Raw genomic sequence first — 23,364 nt, 5'->3', positions numbered from 1 at the left:
AGTTACTGGATTTTCGTGTTTTTTATTAGAATTTGTCGTTATCCCACCATTTTGCAAAAGTGTTTGGGCATACTTTTTTGATAGAATCTTCGTCGTCTTCATCCCACTCAAAATCAAGCTGAGGCAACGGTACTTCCTCAAAATTAATTCTACTTGATGCTTCAAGCATAGCATCGTCAAAGTCCTTACCTAGTTTGTTCTCGAAAACATCCATCACTAAGTAAGCTACCTCTTCATTTTCAGGATATTCATCCTCTGTTAACGAATCGAATTCGTCACAAAGCGTATCTGCATTTTCCATAGCGGATGTGAATACAGACTTACCTCTTGTTAGTAACCAATAACGGAAGTAGTCAAATCCATCATCACTACAACCGCCCAATACTACGTAAGCAACAGCCCAGAGTGACTGGTCATAAGATTTTTTATGAAAGTAATTCCACCAATAATCGTAACCGAAAAGCTCATCTTCACTCAACTTTTCTAGTAATTCTTCCAATTTGCTGCCTTTGTCAGAGTTATCAATAATCCCCCAAAACTGGTCTTGGGTTAATAAAGATGATACTTTTTTCATTCGATTTTCCTCCATTTGAAAGATAGATTTAGTATGAGTTTAGTGTAACAAATTAGAAAGTACAGGTAAAGCAACAGTAAAGTAATAGATGCGCAAACAATAAATATTACTTGTTTCAGACAGAAATTTGTCACAAAATAGTGGCGGAGAATTAACAGGCTGGTTTTAAATTTCTTTTTTCGCTTCACATAGATTATAATGAATACATATTTTAAAAAGGGGTGAGGCGCTTCATGAAAGACAAAATGAAAAAACGGAAATGGAACTGGGCACAGATTCTTGCAATTTTTGTATTAATAACGCTCGTGATTTCTATGGTTTATGCAATAGTTAACTTAATTACAGCACCATCTGGCAATGTACCAGAAGGACAGCAAACAAAAGGCGATTACTCACTTATGCTTATGCAGTGTGTTCTTGGCGTGGTAGTTCTATTTCTACCATCAATTATTAGTAAAAAAATGAAATTCGTCATTCCGAATGCGATGTATATTGTATTCATCGTTTTCTTATATTGCGCAATTTATCTAGGGGAAGTTCGCAGTTTCTATTATTTAATTCCTAACTGGGATACGATTTTACATACATTTAGCGGGGCTATGCTTGGTGGGCTTGGCTTTTCGATTGTAAGTTTACTGAATAATGATGAACGGATTACGCTTTCTATGAGCCCGGTTTTTGTGGCATTATTTGCTTGTAGTTTTGCTGTATTTTTAGGCGTTTTCTGGGAGTTCTATGAATTTGCAGCAGACAGCTTTGGAATGAACATGCAAAAAACGATGCTAGAAGATGGTACAATGCTACAAGGTCATGCAGCAGTTGCAGACACAATGGGCGATCTGTTCGTAGATTTCCTCGGCGCATTTGTCATCTCGGTTGTCGGTTACTTCTCCATTCGTAAAAATAAAAAATGGATGAAAAACTTCGAATTTAAAAAAGTAGAAGAAGACGCGAAATAAAAAAACTGCCAGCAAAGTGAGAAATCATTTTGTTGGCAGTTTTTTTATATTATTTTACTTTCTCTATCAATAAACATCATTAAAAATGCGATGAATTGTAAAAACGCACAAACAAGAATAGCATATTGGCCGAAAAGCTGAATAAAGAAATTACCAACGACCGCACCAACGATAAAACTAAGAATAACCGTAAAATATAGCCCACTATTACGAAGGTATTGCTTTTCCTTGTACTCAAAATAATCACATAAGTTTTGTGTAGCACTTCTTAGATTTCCGATACACATCGTCGTTGCAACACCTCTACCATGCATTTTTCGAAAACTTTCTACTTGAATACCACATACAAAAGATATAAGCGAATTAGCAATTAGATTATGATCAAGTGGAATAAATGCAACAGCGACCAAAATAACAACCTCTATCATTACGGAAAGCTGTCTCCAGTGTAAACGTCTAATATCACGTCGATGAATCACTTCAGATATCGCAATCCCGACCGTAAAAGAGACAACTGGCCAAAAATACTGAATTGCGATAGCCCAGTTCCCCTCCGAAAGATTAATTCCGAATAAAAGTATGTTCCCTGTCTGTGCATTTGCGAATACTTGTCCTCTTTCAATATAAGAGTAAGCATCCATAAATCCGCCTGCTAGAGCTAACAAGAGCCCGAGCCCTATTGATTCTGAAATTTGCCTTGAGCGTACCATAACTTTTCATCCTTTTTTCTTATTTATTAAGCAATTGCGCGCGAATCGTACTAATTAAGTGATTTACTTGCTCGATATTTTGCAACATTTTCTTTTCAAAATGGTGAATTGGCAGGAATACGCCAAGTTCGTCTGTATTATCAGCAGTTTCTTGTCCATAAAAAATCCTGCTTGATGGAATGATTTCTTGAATTTTTAAGAACGTTTCCCAAATATCAGCATAAACTTGAGCTTCTGTCATTCCAAGCTTAAGCGTGCTAGGAAGAGAATATAAAACAAGTATCCCACGTTTCTTATTTATTGTTTTGGTCGATATAGTAAAATCAGGCTCATAGGAATGAACAATATCCTCATCGTCTACTAAATAAATGGCAGTTTCCGAACTAGAAAGCTCCGAATGAAAAATTTCTTGAAACTTTTCGAATTCGCGGTTAGAAACTTCTTCCTTACTCGCGGTCAAAGTGCCTTGTTGATCTGTTAAAAACAAAGGAGAATGGCTGGTTTTTCCAGTCAGCTTTTTAGGAATTAGAAAAGCCTGTCTAAGAAGTTCGAATAAAGTCCTCCCGCAAATACCTAACAATAGCGCACTTACATCACTTTGTTGGTAGGCGGATAAAATAATTTTAGCAAAAAGCGAATCCTCTTTTTCAAAACCACGCGTTTCTTGGTAGCTCTCTAAATTATCTAGAAATACATCTTTAAAACGTCTACACTCTGTTGGATTAGCTAAAATCTGCGCAAATAATTTAGTTGTATTTTCTTCTTTAGGAAAAATAGTTGTCATTTTTTTGCTCTCCTTTGTTTTTTATAGTACACCAAATCAACTAATTTAAAAGCAATTCGAATATATTATCTCATATTTACCAAGAAATAATAAAAAATTCATAGAAACAAGCCCATAATAATTCATGGGCTCGTTTCATTATTTATCGTGTTTGTTTAAAAGCGCGATAATTCTCTCAGTAAGCTCGATTTCATTTTGCTTCATTCCTTTTTCCGCGTCATTATTACTATAAACCTGAGCCTCATAAATTTTTGTTAGCTCGGTAAAGTCGGCGGTTTTCAGCTCATTATCAACACGTATTGCAAAGTGGCGTAACGTTTCACTTGGCTCGCGAACATAACCATAAACTGCAAGAGATTTCATTAATTTATGATATGTTTTACTGAATTCAGGTGCTTTTGATAGTGATCGAAGTAATAAATAACTACGAATTCTGCGTCTAAATAGAATGGCTAGAACAAGTAAAACAGCAACTAAGCCAGTAGGAATCCACCAGAACCATGAAGGTAGTTTGAAGCTTGAAGTTGAGTCGGTTTTTGGTTGTTCTTGTTTTGGTGTTTCCCCAGTAGAGCTACTTCCAGCTTCTTGCTCAGGTGTTTTATCTGGTTTAGCTGGTGTTTCTGGAGTACTCGTGCTGTCATTTGGTGTTTCTGGTTTATTGGCAGTTTCGGTAGTTGGCTCTTGGAAGTCTTCCGGATTTGTAAAGGTAGCTGTTGGCTCAAATGGAACCCATCCAGTACCAGGGAAAAACACTTCTGGCCAAGAATGTGCATCGTTATTTGTAATGGTATATGTTGACTTAGAGTCGTTTCCTTTTTTCTCGCCTTCACCCGGAGTGTAACCTTTCGCCCATCTTGCTGGGATACCAAGCGAACGAAGCATTACCACCATGGAAGTAGAAAAATTATCGCAATAGCCAATTTGCGTTTCAAATAAAAATTGATCGACATAATCAGCTCCATTTGGCGTTTCTTTCGCATCCTCAGTACTATATGTGAACGTACCTGAAGAACTTAAGTAGCTTTCAATGGCTTTTGCTTTATCGTAAATTGAATCAGCATCTTTAGTTACTTTATTGGCGAGTTTTGTAACTCGGTCGGGCAGTTCTTTTGGCATTTGCGTATATTTTGAAACAAATGCGCTGGATAAAGTACTGAAATCAGCTTTTTGCATTTTTTCGATGTCGTAAACAGGTGATTTCATTTGAACCGTGTAATTTTTGATTGTATCTACAGGATTAATTTTTTCAGTCGTTAAATTGGCGCTAAATGAATCAACCGCACTATTAATTGTTTGGGTTCCATATGGGTACGGCGTGTAATCACTTGATGAAGCAAAACTGATTTCGGCTGTTTTGGTATCTCCAGTTGTTTGTTCTGTAAGTTGGATAGGGAAGTCATCACCAGAAGAGAAAGACGTTATGTCTGCTGATTTTTCGTTCGCCCAGCCAGTTCCAGTATAAACACGTTTTGACTCAACGCGCCAATAGTGCCCTTTTTCCGTACGAGCGGTAAATACGGTAGCATTATCTTTTTGGAGTGCGCCACCAAGCGTTGTATCGTCTTCACTGTAACCGACTGTGCGAGTAGTATTGATTCCAAGCGCATTTTTAATCGTCGGTACTGGATCAGGGAAAATGGGCGCTTTTTTAGGTAACATTAGCGAACTAAAAACAAATACTGCAAGCAATAGGACTATAAAGACATGATAAAATAGGCCATTTCGTTTGAGTGAATCCGCGCTAATTCGATTTGGAGACGCAATTCGGCTCGAAAGCGCAAGATGTAGCAATAAAAATCCTTCTAAAACAGTTCGAACAATTGCCCAATTACTATTATAATCTGTAAAAGTATTGATAACTGCTAAATAACCGACCGTTAAAACTAACACACTCATAATCCGTTGTTTTCGCAAAATACTATAAGTTGTAATATAGCTAAGCAGCCACAAAGCAATTAAAAAGACGATTAAAATAAAGTTCATGGCAATATCCGATGAACGGAATTGAACCATATCTCTAAAACCATTAAATGTGATTTGGAAAAAAGAACTAAACCAATTCATGGAAAAAATACTATCTTTAGCATAATAAATTCCCGAAACCACGAAAATCATGATTAAATGAAGGGGAATCGTCCAATAATATTTCAAACGAAGGAAAAAACTACCGAGTGAAATAGTTATAAATAAAATAATCCAATTTGGAGTAGATAGTTCTGTTAGCTCAGAAAATGGGTAAATCCACTCTGAAATTAGCAAAACAGATAAGATAAATAGCAATACGAGAGATAAATATCTTTTCATCGATTTTCACGCTCCCATCTGCTTTCGAGGCTAGCGGGCTCAAGGTAAATCGCTGGAATATCAATAGCTTTAGCATGTTCTGATTGAAAAGTAATAATCTGTAATTGCTTATTATCCGTTAACCGTGTTACTTTTTGCATTAACATCGTATCTATACATGGTGTGAAAAGAAGAATTTTTTCGCCAGCATGCAGATTGCTATCAAGTGATTCTTGGAGCGACAAACTATCGACAGGCGCAATTTCAGCAAATGCTGTCGAAATATCTTGAAGTCGATTTGTACCTTTTGAAGGAGCAAATTTACTTATTTGATCGCCAAGAATAGTAACACGAATTTCGCCGTTTGCTTCGGAGATTTTACGGATAAATGAGTAGGCGGCGCGCAGTGTCAATTCAAAATTTGGATGGCTCGCTCCGTAAAAAATAACCGACAAACGCGATGTCGCACTATTTTCAAATTCTCGAGTCATTAGTTGAGCGCTTTTAGCAGAAGATTTCCAGTCAATAAGGGAAATTCGGTCACCAGAAGAAAATTCGCGCAAACTGTGCAAATTGCTGTTTTTCTTAAGCGTCCAGTAAGCGGCATTGCGTTCGTTTTCTGGAGAAGATTCACTGATTTTTTCTAGTACGTCCGGAAAATAGGTTGGATAAATAGTGAGCGTTTTTTCGAAAGATAGTTGGCGCGAACGCTCTAATAAGCCAAAAGCATCACTAGTTTCTACATCAACAGGTGGAAATGAATGAATCCCACGAACACCTACAAATCCAGCCAATGTGACCGTGAAATGCTTTTTAAAAAGCGGATAAACCACTTGTTGGCGGGCGCTCACATTGCCAAAACTAGCGGGTATTTTTTGTTGGAATAGCAAATAACCCACCGGATAACGCGATTTTCGAGTGAATGATACTTGCATATCAATTAAATCGCCATCATGATAGGTATTTTTAACAAAATTCCGATTCACTTTCCACGCTTTTAGTGGATAAATCGAGGATAAAAACAAAAATAACAAGATAAAACTAAAAAAGTAGGTTAAAAACCAGCTAGCTGTATCACCTTGAAATAACGTATAAGCCCAAAGTCCAGCGTAAATAATTAGCATAATAATCCACCGAGATGCTAATAAGAGACGTTTTTTTAACATCTTGTTACCTCTTCTCTACCGGGACTGACGTGTTTTTCAGAATGGAAGCAATAATGGATTCGGCTGTTTCTTCATTATAATAAGCTTCAGACTTCAAAATGAGACGGTGGGTGAAAATATAAGGCGCTAAATACTGAATGTCATCAGGAATAACGTAGTCTCTGCCTTCAATAAGTGCAAAAGCTTGAGCTGCTTGCATAAATGCGAGCGAGCCACGTGGACTAATCCCTAGCGCAACAGACGGATGTTTACGGCTCGCATCTACTAAGCGAATAATATAATTTTTTAAAACATCATCAATAAAGACTTGTTTTGCTTTATTTTTTAGCGTTACTAATTCTTCTAAGGTTACTACTTGTTTCGTTTGATCAAGCGGGTCTTGGTATTGTTTTAAAGTAAGTAGTTGCATTTCTTCTTCCACAGTCGGGTAACCAATGTTGATTTTAAGTAAAAAACGGTCTAATTGGGCTTCTGGCAGTGCATAAGTTCCTTCGTACTCAATCGGATTTTGTGTCGCCATAACGAAAAAAGGGTCAGCAAGTTTGCGCGTAATACCGTCAACAGTCACGCTGCTTTCCGCCATACCTTCAAGTAAAGCTGCTTGAGTGCGCGGTGCTGTACGGTTAATTTCATCGGCCAGCACAATATTACCCATGACTGGACCTGGACGGAACTCAAATTCACGAGTTTCTGGGTTAAAAATCGAAACTCCAGTTACATCTGCCGGTAATAAATCTGGTGTAAACTGAATTCGTTTAAAGGAAACCCCAATAGTTTTTGCTAATGTACGAACCATCATTGTTTTACCAACACCAGGAACATCTTCTAGTAATACATGACCTCCCGCAAGTAGGGCAGTTAAGCTTAATTTAACAACATGTCGTTTACCGACGATAACTTTTTCAACTTCATTAATAATCTCATTTATTTTAATGGATGGCTCTGTAGACATAATTTGCCTCCGTTTCTTTTCATGTGTTTTTAGTCAGAATATGTTTATTCATGGTTTAATGCTACTATAATCAACCTGGAATGTAAAAGATTTAAGGTGGCATGGACTTTTCTAAGGAGATTGTTTACACTTAGAATAACTGGAGGTGGCGAACTTTGAGCGTAAAATTAGCAGATTTAATGAAACTACCATCTTTAAAAGAAGCGAAAGTAGTATCTGGGAAATCAGGATTATCTAAGCTTGTTTCGTCTATTTCTGTTTTAGAATATACAGAGGTAGCTCTTTTAGAAGATGATTTATTTGATAATGATGAATTTTATGGCAGTGAAATAGTTGTATCGGCTTTTGTGAATATTAGGGATGATGTCGAGGCGCAGTGTCGCACGATTGAACGATTACATAAGGTGGGAGAAGTTGCTTTAATACTTTACTATGTTGGAATATTTGTCCCGAAAATTGACCAAAAGCTAGTGGATTTTGCAAATGAACTCGATTTTACCATTATTGTTATGCCAGAAAATGAGATGTCGCTTAGGTATAGTGAAGTCATTTATGAAGTAGTTGAAGCCATTGTGAAACAGGAAATGACAGACACTAATTTTGTAACCGAGTCACTAGAACAAATTTCAAGCGTAAGACCGCCGCAACGAAACATTGATACGACACTGAAAATCCTGTCTGATAGAACGCATGTCTCGCTTGTTTTAACGGACAATTCCTTCCAAGTCATTAATTCCATCACTTGGCCACGGACCCGTCACTGGGATTTTGAAAGAGTAATTGAAGCATCAAAACATATAAACGAGCACGAACTTGTCCAGTTGACCCTAGACGAACGAGATTTTTATACCGCTAAAAGACCGATTTTTCAAGATGGTATGCAGGCAATGCATTTATTTATGATGAAAGAAAAAGGAGCATTAACTATCGACGTAGCTATGCAAATTAGCGAGGTTGTCCAAGTATTTATGAATTTATGGGGCAAAAATTATGTCGAAATTAGTACAACCGAACTAATGAAGGCTATTTTGAATGATGAAAGTGTCAAGATGCGCCGACTTGGAAAAATTCTAAATGTCGATGTTTCTTCTATTAAATGGATGTGGCTTGTAAAACCTGAAGCTGTTCGTGACAATGAACTAGTATTAAAGGAATTGAAAAGCTATGTTTCTAGTCATTTCAATGTTTCGCTGATTGATTTATTTGAAGATAATATCGTCGTCCTTTTAGATAATTCCGTTGCGCAACGAGACCGGACGCATACGGCTCAAGCATTTTCTGAAATGATGCAGGAAATCGGGATAGCTTTAAAAATCACCGTCTGCCAAGGTATGGAACAAACCTCAGATGTCCAAAACGCTTATTCACTAGTAAATGAATATAAAAATGCAGCGAATGCAATTTATGCTAATAAGTCGATATATTCGCTCCAAGAATTCGATTTTGCAGCGAAATGCGTCGAAATAGTCGGTCGAGGGGAACTTGCAATTGCGGAACAAATGAAACCTTTAAAACCGTTGGAAGAAAATGCTGAGTTGATTGAGACGCTTTCGGTATTTTTACTAGAAGGGGAATCGAATTATAACCAAGCAGCAGACATACTATTTCTCCACAAAAATACGATTAAATACCGAATTCAGCGGATAAATGAGTTATTGCAATACCCAGCAACGAAAATTCCCGAGTCTTATAACCTTTATTTAGCAGTAGCAATTCGGCGTTTACTTGGCGAAACAAACAATAATAAATGAAAATAGCGCGGTTTTTGTCAAAAATGACAAAGATTGCGCTGTTTTTTTTCAATTCTGATAAATACAAATGCTAGCTAGTTCTTATATAATTAGTCATTAATACAACTATTTCAAGAAAAGGGGCGAAACAAAATGACAGAGAAGAAAACAGTAGAGCAAACACAATCCTGGCAGAGTTTGGCATTTGTATGGACCGGCGCAATGATATGCGTTCCGAGTCTTCTTGTAGGAGGAACACTTATTTCAGGCATGCCTTTATGGGAAGCCATTTTAATAGCACTTTTAGGATACGGCGTTATTGTCTTATTTATGATATATCAAGGAATGCAAAGTAGTGACTTAGGGATTCCAGCAGTTAGCGTAGCCTCACAGGTTTTTGGGGAACAAGGATCTAAGAAAATTATTTCAATTCTACTGGCGATTGCTTGTCTTGGTTGGTTTGGAATTCAAGCCAATGTTTGCGGGGCGGCATTTTCACAGTTTTTAGGACTTTATGGTATTAATCTTCCAGTTCCGATTTCTTCCTTGATTTGGGGAGTTATCATGTTACTTTCAGCTATTTATGGTATTCGAATTTTGAGTATTTTAAATTATGTTGCAGTTCCGATTTTACTTTTCGTATGTATTTATGGGTTAATAGTTTCTTTAAACAATGGCGGAATTGCGGTTGTGGAAAATTACAAACCAGCAAGTAGTATGTCGTTTATGACGGGTCTTGCTATTACAATTGGCTCGTTTGCATTAGGGGCAGTTATTGCTGGGGATTATTCGCAGTATACGAAATCACGTAAAGACGTTGTAAAAGCAGCTATTGTTGGGATTTTGCCATCAGGTGTGCTAATGATTGCGGTAGGCGCGGTCCTTGCCTTAACAGCAGGTACAGCAGATATTTCTGTCGTATTTACTAATCTAGGGTTACCAGTTCTTGGAATTATCGGCTTGATCCTTGCCGCATGGACTACCAATGCAGTAAATGCTTTCTCAGGCGGAATTGCAATCATCAATGTATTTAATATCTCAGAAAAATATCATAAAGTAGCAGTCGCGATTGCTGGTGGACTTGGTACTATTCTAGCAGTTATCGGAATCTTGAACCACTTTGTTCCGATTATGTCGGTACTTTCGGCGATGGTTCCACCCGTTGCAGGAGTTATGATTGCATCTTACTGGATTGTTCAAAAAGGAGATAAATCCAAATGGGCACCAGTATCAGGCGTAAACTGGCTTGGCGTAAGTTCTTGGTTAGTTGGTGCAGTAATCGCGGGAATTCCAGTTATTTTGACATTTTTCCCGACGCTACCACAATTACCAAACCAACCACTTATCGGCATTATCTTGTCACTAGCTGTTTACTTAGTTGGGGCAAAAGTGCTGAGCGGGAAAACGAACAATGTAGAAAATTTGGAGGGAAAATAAATGCGTTATTTAGATGAACAAGCTATTGAAAATATCGCGATTGGTGCCGCGTTTCTTGGCACTGGCGGCGGCGGAGATCCATATATAGGCAAGATGATGGCATTAACTGCAATTAAAAAACATGGACCAATTAAACTTTTATCCCCAGAAGAAATTGCAGATGATGATTATTTCATTCCAGCTGCGATGATGGGGGCGCCGTCTGTACTCATTGAAAAATTTCCTAAAGGCGACGAGTTCGTTCGTGTATTTGAAAAGTTAGGTAGATATGTAGGCAAAGAAGTAAAAGGAACATTTCCAATGGAAGCTGGCGGAGTAAATTCAATGATTCCAATCGTTGTGGCTGCCCAACTAGGATTGCCAATGGTGGACTGTGACGGCATGGGCCGGGCTTTTCCAGAACTACAAATGGTGACGTTCCATCTAGACGGGATTTCCGCAACACCAATGGCTATCACCGATGAAAAAGGTAACATTGGCATCATGGAAACGATTGATAATAAATGGACCGAACGACTTGCACGTGTGACAACGGTCGAAATGGGCGCGAGTTCTCTTGTGAGCCTGTACCCGTGTAACGGCGCGCAAATTAAGCAAAGCAGTATTAAAAATATCGTGACACTATCAGAAGAAATCGGTAAAGTAATCCGCGAAACTTCGATGGACGAAGCAGAAAAACTACAAAAACTATTAGATGTAACGCACGGTTATCATTTGTTCGAAGGGAAAATTACCGATGTTGTTCGGGAAACACGCGCAGGCTTCAACTTTGGTCGCGTGAAAATCGACGGGCTAAACAAAGACACGGATAGCGAAGTCATTGTCCATTTCCAAAACGAAAATCTTGTCGCGGAGAAAAATGGCGAACCGATAGCAATTACACCAGATTTAATTTGCATGGTAGACCTTGAAACACTGATGCCAGTAACAACGGAAGCGCTCAAATACGGTAAACGTGTCCGCGTGATGGCACTCCCAGCTGATGATGCTTGGAGAACAGACAAAGGTATTGAAACAGTTGGACCGCGCTATTTCGGCTACGATGTCGATTTTGAACCACTAGAAGAACTTGTCAAAAAGGAGGAACGCCGTCATGTATAAAATTGGAATTGACGTTGGCGGTACAAACACCGATGCCGTTATTTTAGATGAAAATCAAAAACTCATTCATAGTGTAAAAATGCCAACGAGTGAAGATATTGAAACAGGAATTACTGAGTCACTTCATCGCGTATTGAGCGAAACGGGCATTGATCGCTCGAAAGTAACTCATGCTATGCTTGGAACAACGCAGTGTACGAACGCAATTGTGGAACGTAAAAAATTAGCAAAAGTCGGCGTTCTTCGTTTAGGCTATCCTGCAACAGCATCCGTTTTACCATATACAGCTTGGCCGGAAGACATGGTTGGCTTTTTATCTGGAAAATATAAATTAACTGGTGGCGGCTACGAATATGATGGTCAGGTGTTATCAGAAATCAACGAAGCAGAAATTCGTGAAACATTAGCTAGCTGGAAAGATGAAGTGGAATCCGTCGCAGTTGTGGGCGTCTTTTCTTCCTTGAAAAACGATCAGGAATTAGCTGTTCAAAAAATAATTGAAGAAGAACTAGGCGCAGATATTCCGGTTTCGATTTCCTCTTCCGTAGGTTCTGTTGGCCTGATTGAGCGCGAAAACGCGACGATTCTAAACGCAGCCCTTTTCAAAGTTATCGCGGCAACGAGTGATGGTTTTGAAAAAGCACTAGAACAAGAAGGAATTGAACACGCTGAAATCTATCTTTGCCAAAACGACGGGACTTTAATGTCACTAAACTATGCAAGACAATTCCCGATTTTGACGATTGCCTGTGGACCAACGAATAGTATCCGCGGCGCATCCTACTTGGCGGGACTTAAAGACGCGATGGTTCTCGATGTTGGTGGCACGACTTCTGATATTGGAGTGCTGACGGATGGTTTCCCTAGAGAGTCCTCGCTTGCGGTTGATGTTGGCGGAGTGCGTACGAACTTTAGAATGCCTGACATTATTTCCATCGGGCTTGGTGGCGGAAGTATCGTTCGCGAAAAAGATGGCGACATAACAATCGGACCAGATAGCGTTGGCTACCGTATTTCCGAAGAAGCACTAGTTTTCGGAGGTAAAACGATGACCACTACCGACATCGCGGTTCGTCTAGGGATGGCTGAAATCGGTAACCCTGAATTAGTCGCACATATCCCAACCGATTTTGCCGAAAAAGCCTATAAAAAAATCGCTGATATGACCGAAGATGCGATTGATAAAATGAAAACCAGTTCGGGTAGTGTAAGCCTGGTGCTTGTTGGCGGTGGTAGCGTGATTATTCCAGACGAAATCTCTGGTGTCGCACAAATTTTCCGCGACAAAAACGGCCCAGTCGCCAACGCTATCGGTGCATCCATTTCCCAAATCAGCGGACAATATGAACAAATCTACATTTATTCTCAAATCGAGCGGGAAGAAGCGCTCCAAGATGCCGAGCAAAAAGCAAGAGAACAAGCAACTCTTGCCGGCGCAGTGACTGACTCGATTGAAGTGGTGGAAGTGGAAGAAATCCCATTGGCGTATCATCCGGGTAATGCGACCAGATTGCGCGTGAAAGTTGTGGGGAATTTGGTTTAAGGGAAGGGAATAGTGAGTATTGCTCATTTCAGACTGGAGATAAAGTGAGAAATTACTTTATCTCCAGTCTGTTTTTTAATGTAATCCCATGTGTATAAAAATGTATTTTATACACATGGGATTTTAGTTCTGTTTGAAATAGATTATTTATTTGAACGATTTAATGGCTTAGTTTATTTTTTTATGTATAAAATTATGTATATTGACACAATTTGTGTTATTTTGAACATGTATTCAAATGAATCAATTCTTAATGTATTGATTTTAGCCTAAAATAGTTCGTTCATGACAAGAATCGGACATTTCATTACATTTTTGGTTATACATTCATTTTCTATGCTATGGTTTTAGTAGGAACAACTATTTTGGTACAGGAAATAAGCCTGTTGTGCAAGTATTTCCGTCCTTAGTTACCGTGTATGATTTACCAAACTATTTTTCAAAAGCATATATGCCCCAACAAGTTAAATACTTTAAATAAATCTAATGTCTTAGGAAGTGTAACTAAATGAAAAAGTATAAAAAATGGTGGATAACAATAGGTATAATATTCATTCTTAGTGTTATTGGATATGTTTATTGGTTTGCAATTCCCAAACATACAGCGAATAAAGCTGTGGATAATTATCTAGCAGAGCAAAAAATTAAATCCAATCAAATTGAAACTAGGGTGATAAAGAAAGATTGGAAAATGGGTGGTTATCTTACAAAGATAGTTTTTAAAGAGGATTCAAAACTAAAGTATGAATATAGTTATGATGAAAGGATAGACTTACCTTACCATATTTATGTCAGTGCTTTTAAAGATGGCTCAAGTCAAGAGGACAATCAAATGAAGCATCCACCACTACAAGAACAAAATAATTAAAACAAAAACACAAGCATATCAAGTAAGCAGCACTACTACTGCTTACTTTTTTCTATCACTTTGATGTAAGCTCCACGTTCACTCTTCATCTTCGCCTCTCGATTCATTTCACGTACGTTTTCCAAAAGCTCATCAGCCGGAATAAGCCGCCCATCCACCAAAACAGACGGATTAATCAAACGCATTTTCTTCTTATGATGATAAGTAAAGTCCGCCTCATTTTCTTCCAAATGGGGACTCGCGAGCAACTGAATTTTCTCCCGAGCATCCGAATTCATATTCAATTTAGCCAATAATTCAGCATCAGTCAACCGAAGATCAGCCGTCGTAATCGTCTCCTGCTGAAACGCAATGCGCATTGCTTCAGCCAAAATCTCATAACTATAAACATTCAGCGGATCATAAAAATAATCAATCACTTCCGAATAATATTGCGCAACAAACCATTCTGCGGAAGCGATATTCGCCAGGTAAAGCCGCCCATCCACCATTACTAAAGCCTGCAAAAATTCTTCCACCTCAGCCAAACTAATTTTCCTATGGCGATACAAATCTTGCAGCGTGTAATCAATCCGGTCAGCACAAAGCTCCGGGGCTTCTTGCTCCAAAATCTTCCACTTCGAAATATCATCAAAAATCCCTTCAAAAGAATAACCATACTTCTCTAAAATGGCGGGAATCGTCGAAGTTTTTACAAAGTCCTCAAAAATCTGCTCATGATAATCTTCCTCTTCAAAATCAAGCGCATAATCCACCACATGCGAAAAAGCAGTGTGCGATACGTCGTGCAGTAAGCCAGCAATTTGCTCCTCCAAAGAACCACCGAATTTCCTAATAAATAGCATCACACCAATCGAATGATCAAGCCGGCTAAGGTCCCAAAGCGGATTTACTAAATAACTCGAGCCACCTTGATGCACGTATGCTAGCCGGGAAACCAATGGGCTTTGGATTAGTTCAGCCAAAACAGGTTCTATTTCAAATGTTCCGTAGAGTGGGTCTGTCATTTTCATCATATTCACCTCTTTTTTTCAATTATATATTAGCGAACAAATGTTTTCCATGTTTTCCCTAGCAATTCCAACCCCACCTGAGATACAATTAACCCAAACAAACGAAACGAGGCGGATGCCATGGCGGAATCACTCATTACTAAAAAAGCGATTGCTGGGGGGCTGATGGAGCTTTGTCAGCATAAGCGGTTTGAAAAGATTAGTATTGCGGATATTACGAATATTTGTGGGCTTAATCGGCAAACTTTTTACTATCATTTTACAGATAAATACGATTTGCTTACTTGGACGTATGAAAATGACTTTTTCCATTGTTTGGCGGATGGGATTACGCTTGAAAATTGGGATAAGCATGTGCTGAAAATGCTGGAATCGATTAAAGAAAATGCTGATTTCTATAAAAATACGGTTTCGGCGGATGCGAGTATTCTTTCTTTTTGCTTTTCTAAATTAACGAATTCGCTGTTTATGGATTTATTTGAGAAAATTGATACGAATGGGGCCGTGAACGAGGCAGACCGGGTATTTTATGCGGAATTCTTCTCTTACGGATGCTCCGGAGTACTGATTAAATGGATTACGCGCGGTTTCAAAGAAGCTCCGGAAACAATCGCCAACCAGCTATTTCGACTTGCGAAGGATACGGAATTTTTGGCAAATAGCATGTACCGCGAAAACTAGACAATATGGCGAATTTGTCTAAAAACCAGACATAAGCGTTCTTTTGCCCAGATTAAAAGCGAACGAGGCGAGGTATACTATCTGTATCAAGAAATTGGAGGAGATAGTGATGAAAAATAAAAAACGTACGCTAGTCGCTCTAACTGGGGCTGCAATTGGGACAGGTATTGCCGCAAAGAAAATTTCTGAACAAAAGGCCGCTGAAAAAGAACGGGCAGTGGATGAAGCAATTAAAGCGCGCTATTACGGCGACAAACAAGTGTATTTCGTCGGCGGCGGGATTGCTAGTTTGGCTGGAGCTGTTTATTTAATTCGCGATGCCAATTTTGATGGGAAAAATATTCATATTATTGAAGGAATGCATATTTTAGGCGGAAGTAATGATGGAGCCGGAAGCGTGGAACATGGCTTTGTTTGTCGCGGCGGTCGGATGTTAAATGAAGAAACTTATGAAAATTTCTGGGATCTATTTAGTAGTATTCCATCTCTTGATATGCCGAACTTTAGTGTGACTGAAGAAATTTTGAATTTTGACCATTTACATCCAACCCATGCGCAAGCGAGATTAGTTGATAAAGATCGCAATATCCTTGATGCGCATTCGATGGGATTTAATAATAATGACCGGATGTTGATGACGAAACTGCTCGCTACTCCGGAAGAAAAACTGGATAATTTAACGATACGTGATTGGTTTGACGAACACTTTTTCGAAACGAATTTTTGGTATATGTGGCAAACCACTTTTGCTTTCCAAAAATGGAGCAGCTTGTTTGAATTTAGACGTTATATGAATCGGATGATGTTAGAATTTAGTCGGATTGATACGCTAGAAGGTGTAACGAGAACGCCTCTAAACCAATACGAAAGCTTGATTTTACCTTTAAAAACATTTTTAGATAAACACCATGTTGATTTTACGATTAATCAAACGGTGGAAGATATTGATTTCAAAGATGCGCCTGGAATTACAGTAACAGCACTTCATTTATCGGATGGATCCACTATCGAACTTGGTCCGGATGATGATGTGATTATGACGAATGCTTGTATGACAGATAGCGCGACTCTTGGTGATATGAATACACCAGCGCCAAAACCTGAAGAAAAACCAATTTCTGGTGAGCTTTGGTACAAAGTCGCTCAAAAGAAACCAAATTTAGGCAATCCAGAGCCATTCTTCGGTCATGAAGAAGAAACAAACTGGCAAAGTTTTACCGTCACTTGTCATGGCGATAAATTATTAAAACGCATTGAACGCTTCACAGGGAACATTCCAGGAAGTGGTGCGCTCATGACTTTCAAAGATTCTAATTGGTTAATGAGTACGGTTGTTGCCGCACAACCTCATTTTAAAGCGCAAGATGCAAACACTACGATTTTCTGGGGTTACGGATTATATCCAGACCGCGTGGGTGATTTCGTGAAAAAACCGATGAAAGAATGTACTGGGGAAGAAATTTTATATGAATTAATGTGTCATTTGAATTGGCAAGACGATTTTGAAGAAATTAAAGCGGATATTATCAATGTAATTCCGTGCTACATGCCATATATCGATGCGCAATTTGAACCACGGGCAATGAGTGATCGTCCGGCCGTTGTTCCAGAAGGTAGTACAAACTTTGCGATGATTAGCCAATTTGTGGAAATTCCAAAAGATATGGTTTTCACCGAAGAATATTCCGTTCGCGCCGCTAGAATCGCCGTGTATACGTTACTTGATATTGACAAAAAAATCTGCCCAGTAACACCACATAATCGTGATCCAAAAGTGCTAGCGAAAGCAACCCAAACCATGTTTAGATAAAGTGAGAAAGTAGCTATTTGTGACAGAATAGCTACTTTTTTAGTGCGAGACAGGACAAACGACTGATATTTACGAAATAGCATTGCTTGTGAACCATAAAACAGCTATAATCTTTATAGACGAAAACAAGACCTGAAAAGAGGCTGAACAATGGAAAAGAGCTCCATTTACGGATTAACATGGACAAAATTAACAGAATGGCTAGAGGCACACGGTCAAAAGAAATTCCGCGCGACACAAGTGTGGGACTGGCTTTATAGAAAACGTGTCAAAACTTTTGAAGAAATGAGTAACGTTCCAAAAGAAACAATTGAACTTTTAACAGCGAATTTTGTAATGAACACTTTAGAAGAACAAGTAGTACAAGAATCTACAGACGGCACGACGAAATATTTATTTAAGCTGAGTGACGGGAACTTAATTGAAACCGTGATGATGAAGCAAGAATATGGCTTGTCGGTTTGTGTAACGACCCAAGTTGGCTGTAATATCGGCTGTACTTTTTGTGCGAGTGGGCTTTTGAAAAAAAGTCGCGACTTAACTGCTGGTGAAATCGTGGAACAAATTATGAATGTACAGCATTATCTGGATGGACGTAATTTGGAAGAACGCGTGAGTCACGTTGTTGTAATGGGAATCGGGGAACCGTTTGATAATTATGATAATGTGATGGATTTCTTGCGTGTGATTAATCATGACAAAGGTCTAGCAATCGGCGCGCGCCATATCACAGTTTCGACAAGTGGTCTTGCACCGCGCATTATTGATTTCGCGAATGAAGATTTCCAAGTCAACTTAGCGATTTCCCTTCATGCGCCAAACAATGAACTGCGGACGAGCATTATGCGTATTAACAAGACATATTCAATTGAGAAATTGATGGAAGCAATCCATTATTACGTTAACAAAACTAACCGCCGAATCACTTTTGAATACATTATGCTAAAAGGTGTAAATGACCACAAAAAAGAAGCGCTCGAACTTGCGGCACTTCTCGGCGAACATCGTCATTTAGCTTATGTTAATTTAATTCCTTACAACCCGGTGGACGAGCATATCGATTATGAACGTAGTACAAAAGAAGACGTGCTTGCTTTCTATGATACGCTGAAGAAAAATGGTATTAATTGCGTTATTCGCCGCGAACACGGGACGGATATTGATGCCGCGTGTGGCCAGCTTCGTAGTAAACAAATCAAACGAGTTGGCGTGCGCGAACGGATGAAACAAAAACAAGCAGCAGCAGAAGAATAATATTCAAACTATCTGGTTTCCATTTGGAGATTGGATAGTTTTTGTTTATACTTAAGGTACCTAAAGCAATTGAAGGAGGACAAAAATCATGGAAGTAGAAATTGTCGAACGAAATGCTTTTACAGCGGTCGGAAAAAAACGAACTTTTTCGGTTGAAAATGATGCGCAAAAAGAAAAAATCAGCCAATTTTGGCAAGAAGCAAACGCAAATGGCGATGCCGAACGAATCAACGAATTAGCTGAATTTGCAACAATTGACGGTATTTTAGGCGTTTGCCAAATGAACGGCGACAAAATGGACTATTATATCGCGATTGAATCCGAACTCACTCCGCCAGAAGACATGGAAAAACTAACCATCCCAGCAAGCAAATGGGCCATCTTCAAATCAGTCGGCCCACTACCAAGCTCCATTCAAAAAGTGTGGGAATACATTTACGGCGAATGGTTCCACACAAGTAACTACAACCACGGAAATGCTCCAGAACTAGAAGTCTACACAGAAGGCGACACAACTGCCGCTGATTATTATTCCGAAGTTTGGATTCCGGTGGTTGAAAAAGAATAATTATTAACAAGAACAAATTTGCGGATACTCAAATTTGTTCTTTGTGCTATTTTTACATCATGATAAACAGAGGTGATTTAATGACCACAATTCCACTCTCAATCCCAATGACCATCTTATTTGTAGTTGTTTTTGAACTAGTATACTTAGGCTTTAAAAAATTCAATATTTCAAAATCCGCTTTAGGTTCCTACATGTTTGTAGCGTACTTGGCTATTTTAACAGAAGTAGTTTTATTGCCGTTTAATCTAACAGCTGCCGGAGAAACCTATCCATTAGAGGCTTACTTACAAATAATTCCCTTCCAAACCATACTATTTTATCTTAAAAACATCCCAAATCTACACCTAATGATCCAGTTTTTAGGTAATGTAGTCCTACTTGTTCCATTTGCTATTTATATTAATCGGTTTAAAAATATTTCTGTTTTAAAAAATATAGTTTTAGCTTTGGGAATTTCTTTAGTTATCGAAATTAGTCAAGGAATCTTAAATTTAATCACACAATATCCAAATAATGTTACTGATATAGATGATGTTATTTTAAACGTTTCAGGATATGTACTCGCTTGGCTCATTTTTTCATCATTTAAATCGAATAATAACCGCCCTAAACCCGTTTCCTAAAATTGACATTGAGAATCATTATCAATATAATGGAAGGAACTAGCCTATTATACATACAATACAATTATCCAAGGGGGATTTAAGAATGATTATTGTAACTAATACGATTAAGGTAGAAAAAGGCGCAGCAGAGCACGTTATCCGTCAGTTCACAGGCGCAAATGGCGACGGACATCCAACAAAAGATATTGCAGAAGTAGAAGGTTTCCTAGGCTTCGAACTATGGCACAGCAAACCAGAAGACAAAGACTATGAAGAAGTAGTCGTAACAAGCAAATGGGAAAGCGAAGAAGCCCAACGCAATTGGGTGAAAAGCGATTCCTTCAAAAAAGCACACGGCAGAACAAAAGACACCAGAGAACAAAGAGAAGACCGCAAAGGCATCGTAGGAAATGCAATCGCTCGTTTTGAAGTGGTTCATGTGCAAAACCCTGTGATTGTTGAAAAATAAGAAGTGAGTGAACAAGCCGTTTCGAGGTAGATGGCTTGTTTTTTTGTTTTCAGATGAGAAAATAAATACAGTGTTTTTCTCTCCAAAAGCCCCTTTACTAGCAACCCACAATCCAATCATGCTATAATTCTCTAAATGATAACGTTTATCATTTAAGGGGGAATTAAGAATGATTGAAAAAACAATTATGGAACGTCGCAGCATTAAAAAAGCGAACGACGCGCCAATTTCAAGAGAAACAGTGAACACCATTTTAGAGCAAGCTGCCTATGCGCCTTTTCATAGCAAAGTAGAGCCGTGGAATGTATACGTATTGCATACACTTGCTGAAAAAGAGCGTTACATCGAGAAAATCATCGAATTTAATGAGCGCGAACAAGGGGTTAGTTTTTCTGAAGCAGAGGTTGCGGATTTAAAAGCAGGCTATGCGAAGAAAATTATTACGCCGCCTTACTTACTCATTGTGACGACGAATATTATTGGTCACGGGAAAAAGGATTTCGAATCAATCGGGGCAACTAGTGCATTTATCCAAAACATTCAATTACTTGGCTGGGAAGCGGGAATTGGGATGATTTGGCGGTCGAATAGATTTATTTTTGATGCGAAGTTTGCGGAAGATTTAGGTATTCCTTCTGAGCAAAAAATTGTCGGAACTTTGCATTTAACTAGTTTAGCCGAAGTTCCTGAAGCAAAACCGCGCCGTCCTTTGAATGAATGGGTGAAGGATTTAGCGGATTTGTAAGATTGATGTTTCGTGTGATTAGCGTTACAATGGTACAAGTGTAAGAAATAAGGAGGCGAGCAAGATGGCAGTTCCAGCTAGACGTACGTCCAAAGCGAAGAAAAACAAGCGCCGTACGCATAAAGGCTTAACAGCACCAGGTTTGAGTCGCGATAGTGAAACAGGCGAATACCGTATGTCACACCGCATCTCACCAGACGGCACTTATAAAGGTCGCACAATTATCGAAAAATAAGAGGATTTGTTCCAGCGATTGGAACAAATTCTTTTTTTTGTGATACTATAATGGAAAGAGCTAAATACACAAAAAGGAGTCTGATTTTGACATGACAGAAGAATTTGTGAACAAAGAAGATGCGCTGAAAAATTATAATGCAAAAGAATTTCGTACACCAGATGGCTATACGAGCGATATGATTTTAACTACAGTAAAAGAGTTGAACGAAAAACCAACATTACATATTTTATTAATTAAACGAAGCCTTACAAACGCGGAAGGAAAACCAAATATGGAAGGCGGGAAATGGGCAGTTCCCGGCGGTTTTGTCGATGAAAATGAATCTGCGGACCAAGCTGCTGAACGTGAACTAGAAGAAGAAACAAGTTTGACAAATATTCCGCTGATTCCGTTTGGTGTCTTTGATAAGCCTGGTCGTGATCCGCGCGGGTGGATTATTTCACGGGCGTTTTATGCGATTGTGCCACCGGAAGCTTTGGAAAAACGAGCGGCTGGCGATGATGCAGCCGAAATCGGGCTTTTTCCAATGACAGAAGCACTCGAATTGCCACTTGCTTTTGACCATTTAGACATGCTGAAAAAAGCGTTTAGTGCAATTACAGAAGAATTTTTACTGACAACGGCGATTCGCGATTTCTTGCCGGAAACTTTTTCAGCAGAGCTACTTTACCAAACGTTGGATGGTTGCACAAAGCCGGGAATTTTACCGGATGAGGTAGAGTTTATGGAGAATATCGAGTATCTACCGTATTTAGAAAAAGTTGGCGATCTGTACAGATTTAATGCAGATGCTGAAGCGGGAAGTATTTATTTTTAAATAGAAAAGGAGCCACCGATTTGGTTGGCTCCTTTTTTTTATAGGAAATGTTTTTCACCGTAGCGTAATGCGAAATCTTTAAAAGCTTTGGATGCGGGTGAAATGTAGTGGTTTTTCAAGCTTGCTAAGTAAATGAAACGCTCATGTTTTGGCTCATTGATAGAGAGTACTTTGACGTTATAATGCGCGAGAGATGAGATTTTTGGCATGATAGAAATACCGTAATCAACACTCACAAGCCCAACCATTGCGGTATCTTCCTCAACATAACAGCCGATTTTAGGTTGAATATTTATTTCAGCAAAAAGAGAATCAATTAGAGGTCTGAGGCCACTTGTGTCAGAAAAGAAGATATACGAATAAGCTGCGGTATCTTTTAAATCGATTGAATCATACTTAGCAAGCGGATGGTTTTCAGCAACCACAATCACCAGTTCTTGTTTCGTTAATGGCAAAAATTCAATATCGGGTTCATTTTCGACGTAGGAACAGATTGCTAGGTCGAATTTTTCATTTTTTAAATCAGGAATAATTGATTTTGTCGCCCCTTGGTAAAAGGAAAACGTGATGTCTTTATGATTTTCAGCTTTGGTGAAATTTTGGACGAGTTCTGGAACTGTGTGTGCACCCATTGTATAGATAAACCCTAAATCAATATTTCCGTGCGATGGGCTTGTTAATTCGTGTAAAAGTTTTTCGCCTTTTTCTAGTTCGGCGAGGGATTTTTCCACATAAGTTAAATAAAAGCGACCGTATTTAGTTAAACGAATATTGCGGCCTTGTTTTTCAAATAAGTAGACACCAAGTTCGCGCTCAAGTTCTGCGATAGAATGGCTTAAGCTAGGCTGGGTAATGGATAATTCGGCAGCTGCAATAGTGTAATGCTCTTTTTCAGCCAGTTTTTTAAAATAGTATAATTGACGCAAATTCATGAAACTACCTCCTTGAAATGCCTTGATAACTCTATTGTAAGCGATTATATAGAAAAAATCTATGAATAAATCGAAAAATATACATTAGATTAATAATTATTCCTGACTTATAATGAAAGAGA

At 38.7% G+C, this 23,364-nt stretch carries 23 protein-coding genes; 15 read left to right on the top strand and 8 right to left on the bottom strand.

What is annotated here, in order from left to right:
• Window positions 1-25 precede the first annotated feature (25 nt).
• Window positions 26-574, bottom strand: coding sequence for a DUF4240 domain-containing protein (locus AC4PG8_RS06020; RefSeq protein ID WP_070752566.1), 549 nt, complete (start codon window positions 572-574; stop codon window positions 26-28).
• A 233-nt stretch (window positions 575-807) separates the two neighbouring features.
• On the opposite strand from AC4PG8_RS06020, the gene AC4PG8_RS06015 reads away from it, so the two are divergent.
• Window positions 808-1,533, top strand: coding sequence for a DUF2238 domain-containing protein (locus tag AC4PG8_RS06015; RefSeq protein ID WP_185540413.1), 726 nt, complete (start codon window positions 808-810; stop codon window positions 1,531-1,533).
• Between the two features lie 44 nt (window positions 1,534-1,577).
• On the opposite strand, the gene AC4PG8_RS06010 is transcribed toward AC4PG8_RS06015, so the two are convergent.
• From AC4PG8_RS06010 to AC4PG8_RS05990, 5 genes are all read right to left on the bottom strand, one after another.
• Window positions 1,578-2,243, bottom strand: a complete 666-nt coding sequence (locus AC4PG8_RS06010) for a YoaK family protein (RefSeq protein ID WP_492170142.1) — start codon at window positions 2,241-2,243, stop codon at window positions 1,578-1,580.
• A gap of 19 nt (window positions 2,244-2,262) precedes the next feature.
• Entirely contained in the window at window positions 2,263-3,027 is a 765-nt protein-coding gene (locus AC4PG8_RS06005; RefSeq protein ID WP_492170141.1) for a DUF4866 family protein, read from the bottom strand.
• 138 nt (window positions 3,028-3,165) lie between these two features.
• Window positions 3,166-5,331 (bottom strand): transglutaminase TgpA family protein, encoded by a 2,166-nt coding sequence (locus tag AC4PG8_RS06000; RefSeq protein WP_492170140.1) that lies wholly within the window; start codon window positions 5,329-5,331, stop codon window positions 3,166-3,168.
• A complete protein-coding gene (locus tag AC4PG8_RS05995) occupies window positions 5,328-6,476 on the bottom strand; it encodes a DUF58 domain-containing protein (RefSeq protein WP_492170139.1) in 1,149 nt (382 codons plus the stop codon). The genes AC4PG8_RS06000 and AC4PG8_RS05995 overlap by 4 nt, the downstream gene beginning before the upstream one ends.
• A 4-nt stretch (window positions 6,477-6,480) precedes the next feature.
• Window positions 6,481-7,428, bottom strand: coding sequence for an AAA family ATPase (locus AC4PG8_RS05990; protein ID WP_003760516.1), 948 nt, complete (start codon window positions 7,426-7,428; stop codon window positions 6,481-6,483).
• A gap of 155 nt (window positions 7,429-7,583) precedes the next feature.
• On the opposite strand from AC4PG8_RS05990, the gene AC4PG8_RS05985 reads away from it, so the two are divergent.
• The 5 genes from AC4PG8_RS05985 to AC4PG8_RS05965 all read left to right on the top strand — a co-directional run bounded on the left by AC4PG8_RS05985 (window position 7,584) and on the right by AC4PG8_RS05965 (window position 14,107).
• Window positions 7,584-9,179, top strand: coding sequence for a PucR family transcriptional regulator (locus tag AC4PG8_RS05985; RefSeq protein WP_185324985.1), 1,596 nt, complete (start codon window positions 7,584-7,586; stop codon window positions 9,177-9,179).
• 132 nt (window positions 9,180-9,311) lie between these two features.
• Window positions 9,312-10,595 (top strand): cytosine permease, encoded by a 1,284-nt coding sequence (locus AC4PG8_RS05980; protein ID WP_070753628.1) that lies wholly within the window; start codon window positions 9,312-9,314, stop codon window positions 10,593-10,595.
• Window positions 10,596-11,696, top strand: coding sequence for an S-methyl thiohydantoin desulfurase family protein (locus tag AC4PG8_RS05975; RefSeq protein ID WP_003728991.1), 1,101 nt, complete (start codon window positions 10,596-10,598; stop codon window positions 11,694-11,696).
• Window positions 11,689-13,239 (top strand): hydantoinase/oxoprolinase N-terminal domain-containing protein, encoded by a 1,551-nt coding sequence (locus AC4PG8_RS05970; RefSeq protein WP_185540401.1) that lies wholly within the window; start codon window positions 11,689-11,691, stop codon window positions 13,237-13,239. The genes AC4PG8_RS05975 and AC4PG8_RS05970 overlap by 8 nt, the downstream gene beginning before the upstream one ends.
• A 508-nt stretch (window positions 13,240-13,747) precedes the next feature.
• On the top strand, window positions 13,748-14,107 hold the full coding sequence (locus AC4PG8_RS05965) for a DUF3139 domain-containing protein (RefSeq protein ID WP_185540399.1): 360 nt from the start codon (window positions 13,748-13,750) through the stop codon (window positions 14,105-14,107).
• Between the two features lie 35 nt (window positions 14,108-14,142).
• Here the strand turns inward: AC4PG8_RS05965 and AC4PG8_RS05960 are convergent, their stop codons facing one another.
• Window positions 14,143-15,120 carry an HD domain-containing protein gene (locus AC4PG8_RS05960; protein WP_185540604.1) on the bottom strand — a complete coding sequence of 326 codons (978 nt, stop codon included), beginning with the start codon at window positions 15,118-15,120 and terminating at the stop codon, window positions 14,143-14,145.
• Window positions 15,121-15,240: 120 nt separating this feature from the next.
• Between AC4PG8_RS05960 and AC4PG8_RS05955 the strand changes: the two genes are divergently transcribed.
• The 9 genes from AC4PG8_RS05955 to AC4PG8_RS05915 all read left to right on the top strand — a co-directional run bounded on the left by AC4PG8_RS05955 (window position 15,241) and on the right by AC4PG8_RS05915 (window position 22,310).
• A complete protein-coding gene (locus AC4PG8_RS05955; protein ID WP_003735640.1) occupies window positions 15,241-15,801 on the top strand; it encodes a TetR/AcrR family transcriptional regulator in 561 nt (186 codons plus the stop codon).
• A gap of 109 nt (window positions 15,802-15,910) precedes the next feature.
• Window positions 15,911-17,611, top strand: coding sequence for an oleate hydratase (locus AC4PG8_RS05950; protein WP_070753620.1), 1,701 nt, complete (start codon window positions 15,911-15,913; stop codon window positions 17,609-17,611).
• A 150-nt stretch (window positions 17,612-17,761) separates the two neighbouring features.
• Window positions 17,762-18,865 (top strand): dual-specificity RNA methyltransferase RlmN, encoded by a 1,104-nt coding sequence (gene rlmN, locus AC4PG8_RS05945; RefSeq protein ID WP_003725208.1) that lies wholly within the window; start codon window positions 17,762-17,764, stop codon window positions 18,863-18,865.
• Window positions 18,866-18,953: 88 nt separating this feature from the next.
• Entirely contained in the window at window positions 18,954-19,433 is a 480-nt protein-coding gene (locus AC4PG8_RS05940) for a GyrI-like domain-containing protein (protein ID WP_003770546.1), read from the top strand.
• Window positions 19,434-19,513: 80 nt separating this feature from the next.
• A complete protein-coding gene (locus AC4PG8_RS05935) occupies window positions 19,514-20,059 on the top strand; it encodes a VanZ family protein (RefSeq protein ID WP_185521116.1) in 546 nt (181 codons plus the stop codon).
• A gap of 85 nt (window positions 20,060-20,144) precedes the next feature.
• Window positions 20,145-20,510, top strand: coding sequence for a heme oxygenase IsdG (isdG, locus tag AC4PG8_RS05930; protein ID WP_003721271.1), 366 nt, complete (start codon window positions 20,145-20,147; stop codon window positions 20,508-20,510).
• 169 nt (window positions 20,511-20,679) lie between these two features.
• A complete protein-coding gene (locus tag AC4PG8_RS05925) occupies window positions 20,680-21,255 on the top strand; it encodes a nitroreductase family protein (protein ID WP_003770564.1) in 576 nt (191 codons plus the stop codon).
• A gap of 64 nt (window positions 21,256-21,319) precedes the next feature.
• Window positions 21,320-21,490 carry a 50S ribosomal protein L32 gene (rpmF, locus tag AC4PG8_RS05920; protein WP_003718584.1) on the top strand — a complete coding sequence of 57 codons (171 nt, stop codon included), beginning with the start codon at window positions 21,320-21,322 and terminating at the stop codon, window positions 21,488-21,490.
• 91 nt (window positions 21,491-21,581) lie between these two features.
• Window positions 21,582-22,310, top strand: coding sequence for an NUDIX hydrolase (locus tag AC4PG8_RS05915; RefSeq protein ID WP_267650535.1), 729 nt, complete (start codon window positions 21,582-21,584; stop codon window positions 22,308-22,310).
• A 38-nt stretch (window positions 22,311-22,348) separates the two neighbouring features.
• Here the strand turns inward: AC4PG8_RS05915 and AC4PG8_RS05910 are convergent, their stop codons facing one another.
• On the bottom strand, window positions 22,349-23,242 hold the full coding sequence (locus AC4PG8_RS05910) for a LysR family transcriptional regulator (protein WP_492170138.1): 894 nt from the start codon (window positions 23,240-23,242) through the stop codon (window positions 22,349-22,351).
• Window positions 23,243-23,364: the final 122 nt, after the last annotated feature.

It is taken from the genome of Listeria sp. MAN/IMW/UF555 (assembly GCF_058684075.1).
The sequence above is the reverse complement of the archived record's forward strand: the minus strand, read 5'-3'. Positions and strand labels throughout refer to the sequence as shown.

Excerpts from the sequence above, each read along its gene's own strand:
- AC4PG8_RS06010 (WP_492170142.1), bottom strand. The coding sequence starts at position 2,243 with ATGGTACGCTCAAGGCAAATTTCAGAATCAATAGGGCTCGGGCTCTTG.
- AC4PG8_RS06005 (WP_492170141.1), bottom strand. The coding sequence starts at position 3,027 with ATGACAACTATTTTTCCTAAAGAAGAAAATACAACTAAATTATTTGCG.
- AC4PG8_RS06015 (WP_185540413.1), top strand. The coding sequence starts at position 808 with ATGAAAGACAAAATGAAAAAACGGAAATGGAACTGGGCACAGATTCTT.
- AC4PG8_RS05975 (WP_003728991.1), top strand. The coding sequence starts at position 10,596 with ATGCGTTATTTAGATGAACAAGCTATTGAAAATATCGCGATTGGTGCC.
- AC4PG8_RS05995 (WP_492170139.1), bottom strand. The coding sequence starts at position 6,476 with ATGTTAAAAAAACGTCTCTTATTAGCATCTCGGTGGATTATTATGCTA.
- AC4PG8_RS06020 (WP_070752566.1), bottom strand. The coding sequence starts at position 574 with ATGAAAAAAGTATCATCTTTATTAACCCAAGACCAGTTTTGGGGGATT.
- AC4PG8_RS05960 (WP_185540604.1), bottom strand. The coding sequence starts at position 15,120 with ATGAAAATGACAGACCCACTCTACGGAACATTTGAAATAGAACCTGTT.
- AC4PG8_RS06000 (WP_492170140.1), bottom strand. The coding sequence starts at position 5,331 with ATGAAAAGATATTTATCTCTCGTATTGCTATTTATCTTATCTGTTTTG.
- AC4PG8_RS05950 (WP_070753620.1), top strand. The coding sequence starts at position 15,911 with ATGAAAAATAAAAAACGTACGCTAGTCGCTCTAACTGGGGCTGCAATT.
- rlmN (WP_003725208.1), top strand. The coding sequence starts at position 17,762 with ATGGAAAAGAGCTCCATTTACGGATTAACATGGACAAAATTAACAGAA.
- AC4PG8_RS05940 (WP_003770546.1), top strand. The coding sequence starts at position 18,954 with ATGGAAGTAGAAATTGTCGAACGAAATGCTTTTACAGCGGTCGGAAAA.
- AC4PG8_RS05935 (WP_185521116.1), top strand. The coding sequence starts at position 19,514 with ATGACCACAATTCCACTCTCAATCCCAATGACCATCTTATTTGTAGTT.
- isdG (WP_003721271.1), top strand. The coding sequence starts at position 20,145 with ATGATTATTGTAACTAATACGATTAAGGTAGAAAAAGGCGCAGCAGAG.
- AC4PG8_RS05980 (WP_070753628.1), top strand. The coding sequence starts at position 9,312 with ATGACAGAGAAGAAAACAGTAGAGCAAACACAATCCTGGCAGAGTTTG.
- AC4PG8_RS05925 (WP_003770564.1), top strand. The coding sequence starts at position 20,680 with ATGATTGAAAAAACAATTATGGAACGTCGCAGCATTAAAAAAGCGAAC.
- AC4PG8_RS05955 (WP_003735640.1), top strand. The coding sequence starts at position 15,241 with ATGGCGGAATCACTCATTACTAAAAAAGCGATTGCTGGGGGGCTGATG.
- AC4PG8_RS05915 (WP_267650535.1), top strand. The coding sequence starts at position 21,582 with ATGACAGAAGAATTTGTGAACAAAGAAGATGCGCTGAAAAATTATAAT.
- rpmF (WP_003718584.1), top strand. The coding sequence starts at position 21,320 with ATGGCAGTTCCAGCTAGACGTACGTCCAAAGCGAAGAAAAACAAGCGC.
- AC4PG8_RS05910 (WP_492170138.1), bottom strand. The coding sequence starts at position 23,242 with ATGAATTTGCGTCAATTATACTATTTTAAAAAACTGGCTGAAAAAGAG.
- AC4PG8_RS05990 (WP_003760516.1), bottom strand. The coding sequence starts at position 7,428 with ATGTCTACAGAGCCATCCATTAAAATAAATGAGATTATTAATGAAGTT.
- AC4PG8_RS05970 (WP_185540401.1), top strand. The coding sequence starts at position 11,689 with ATGTATAAAATTGGAATTGACGTTGGCGGTACAAACACCGATGCCGTT.
- AC4PG8_RS05965 (WP_185540399.1), top strand. The coding sequence starts at position 13,748 with ATGAAAAAGTATAAAAAATGGTGGATAACAATAGGTATAATATTCATT.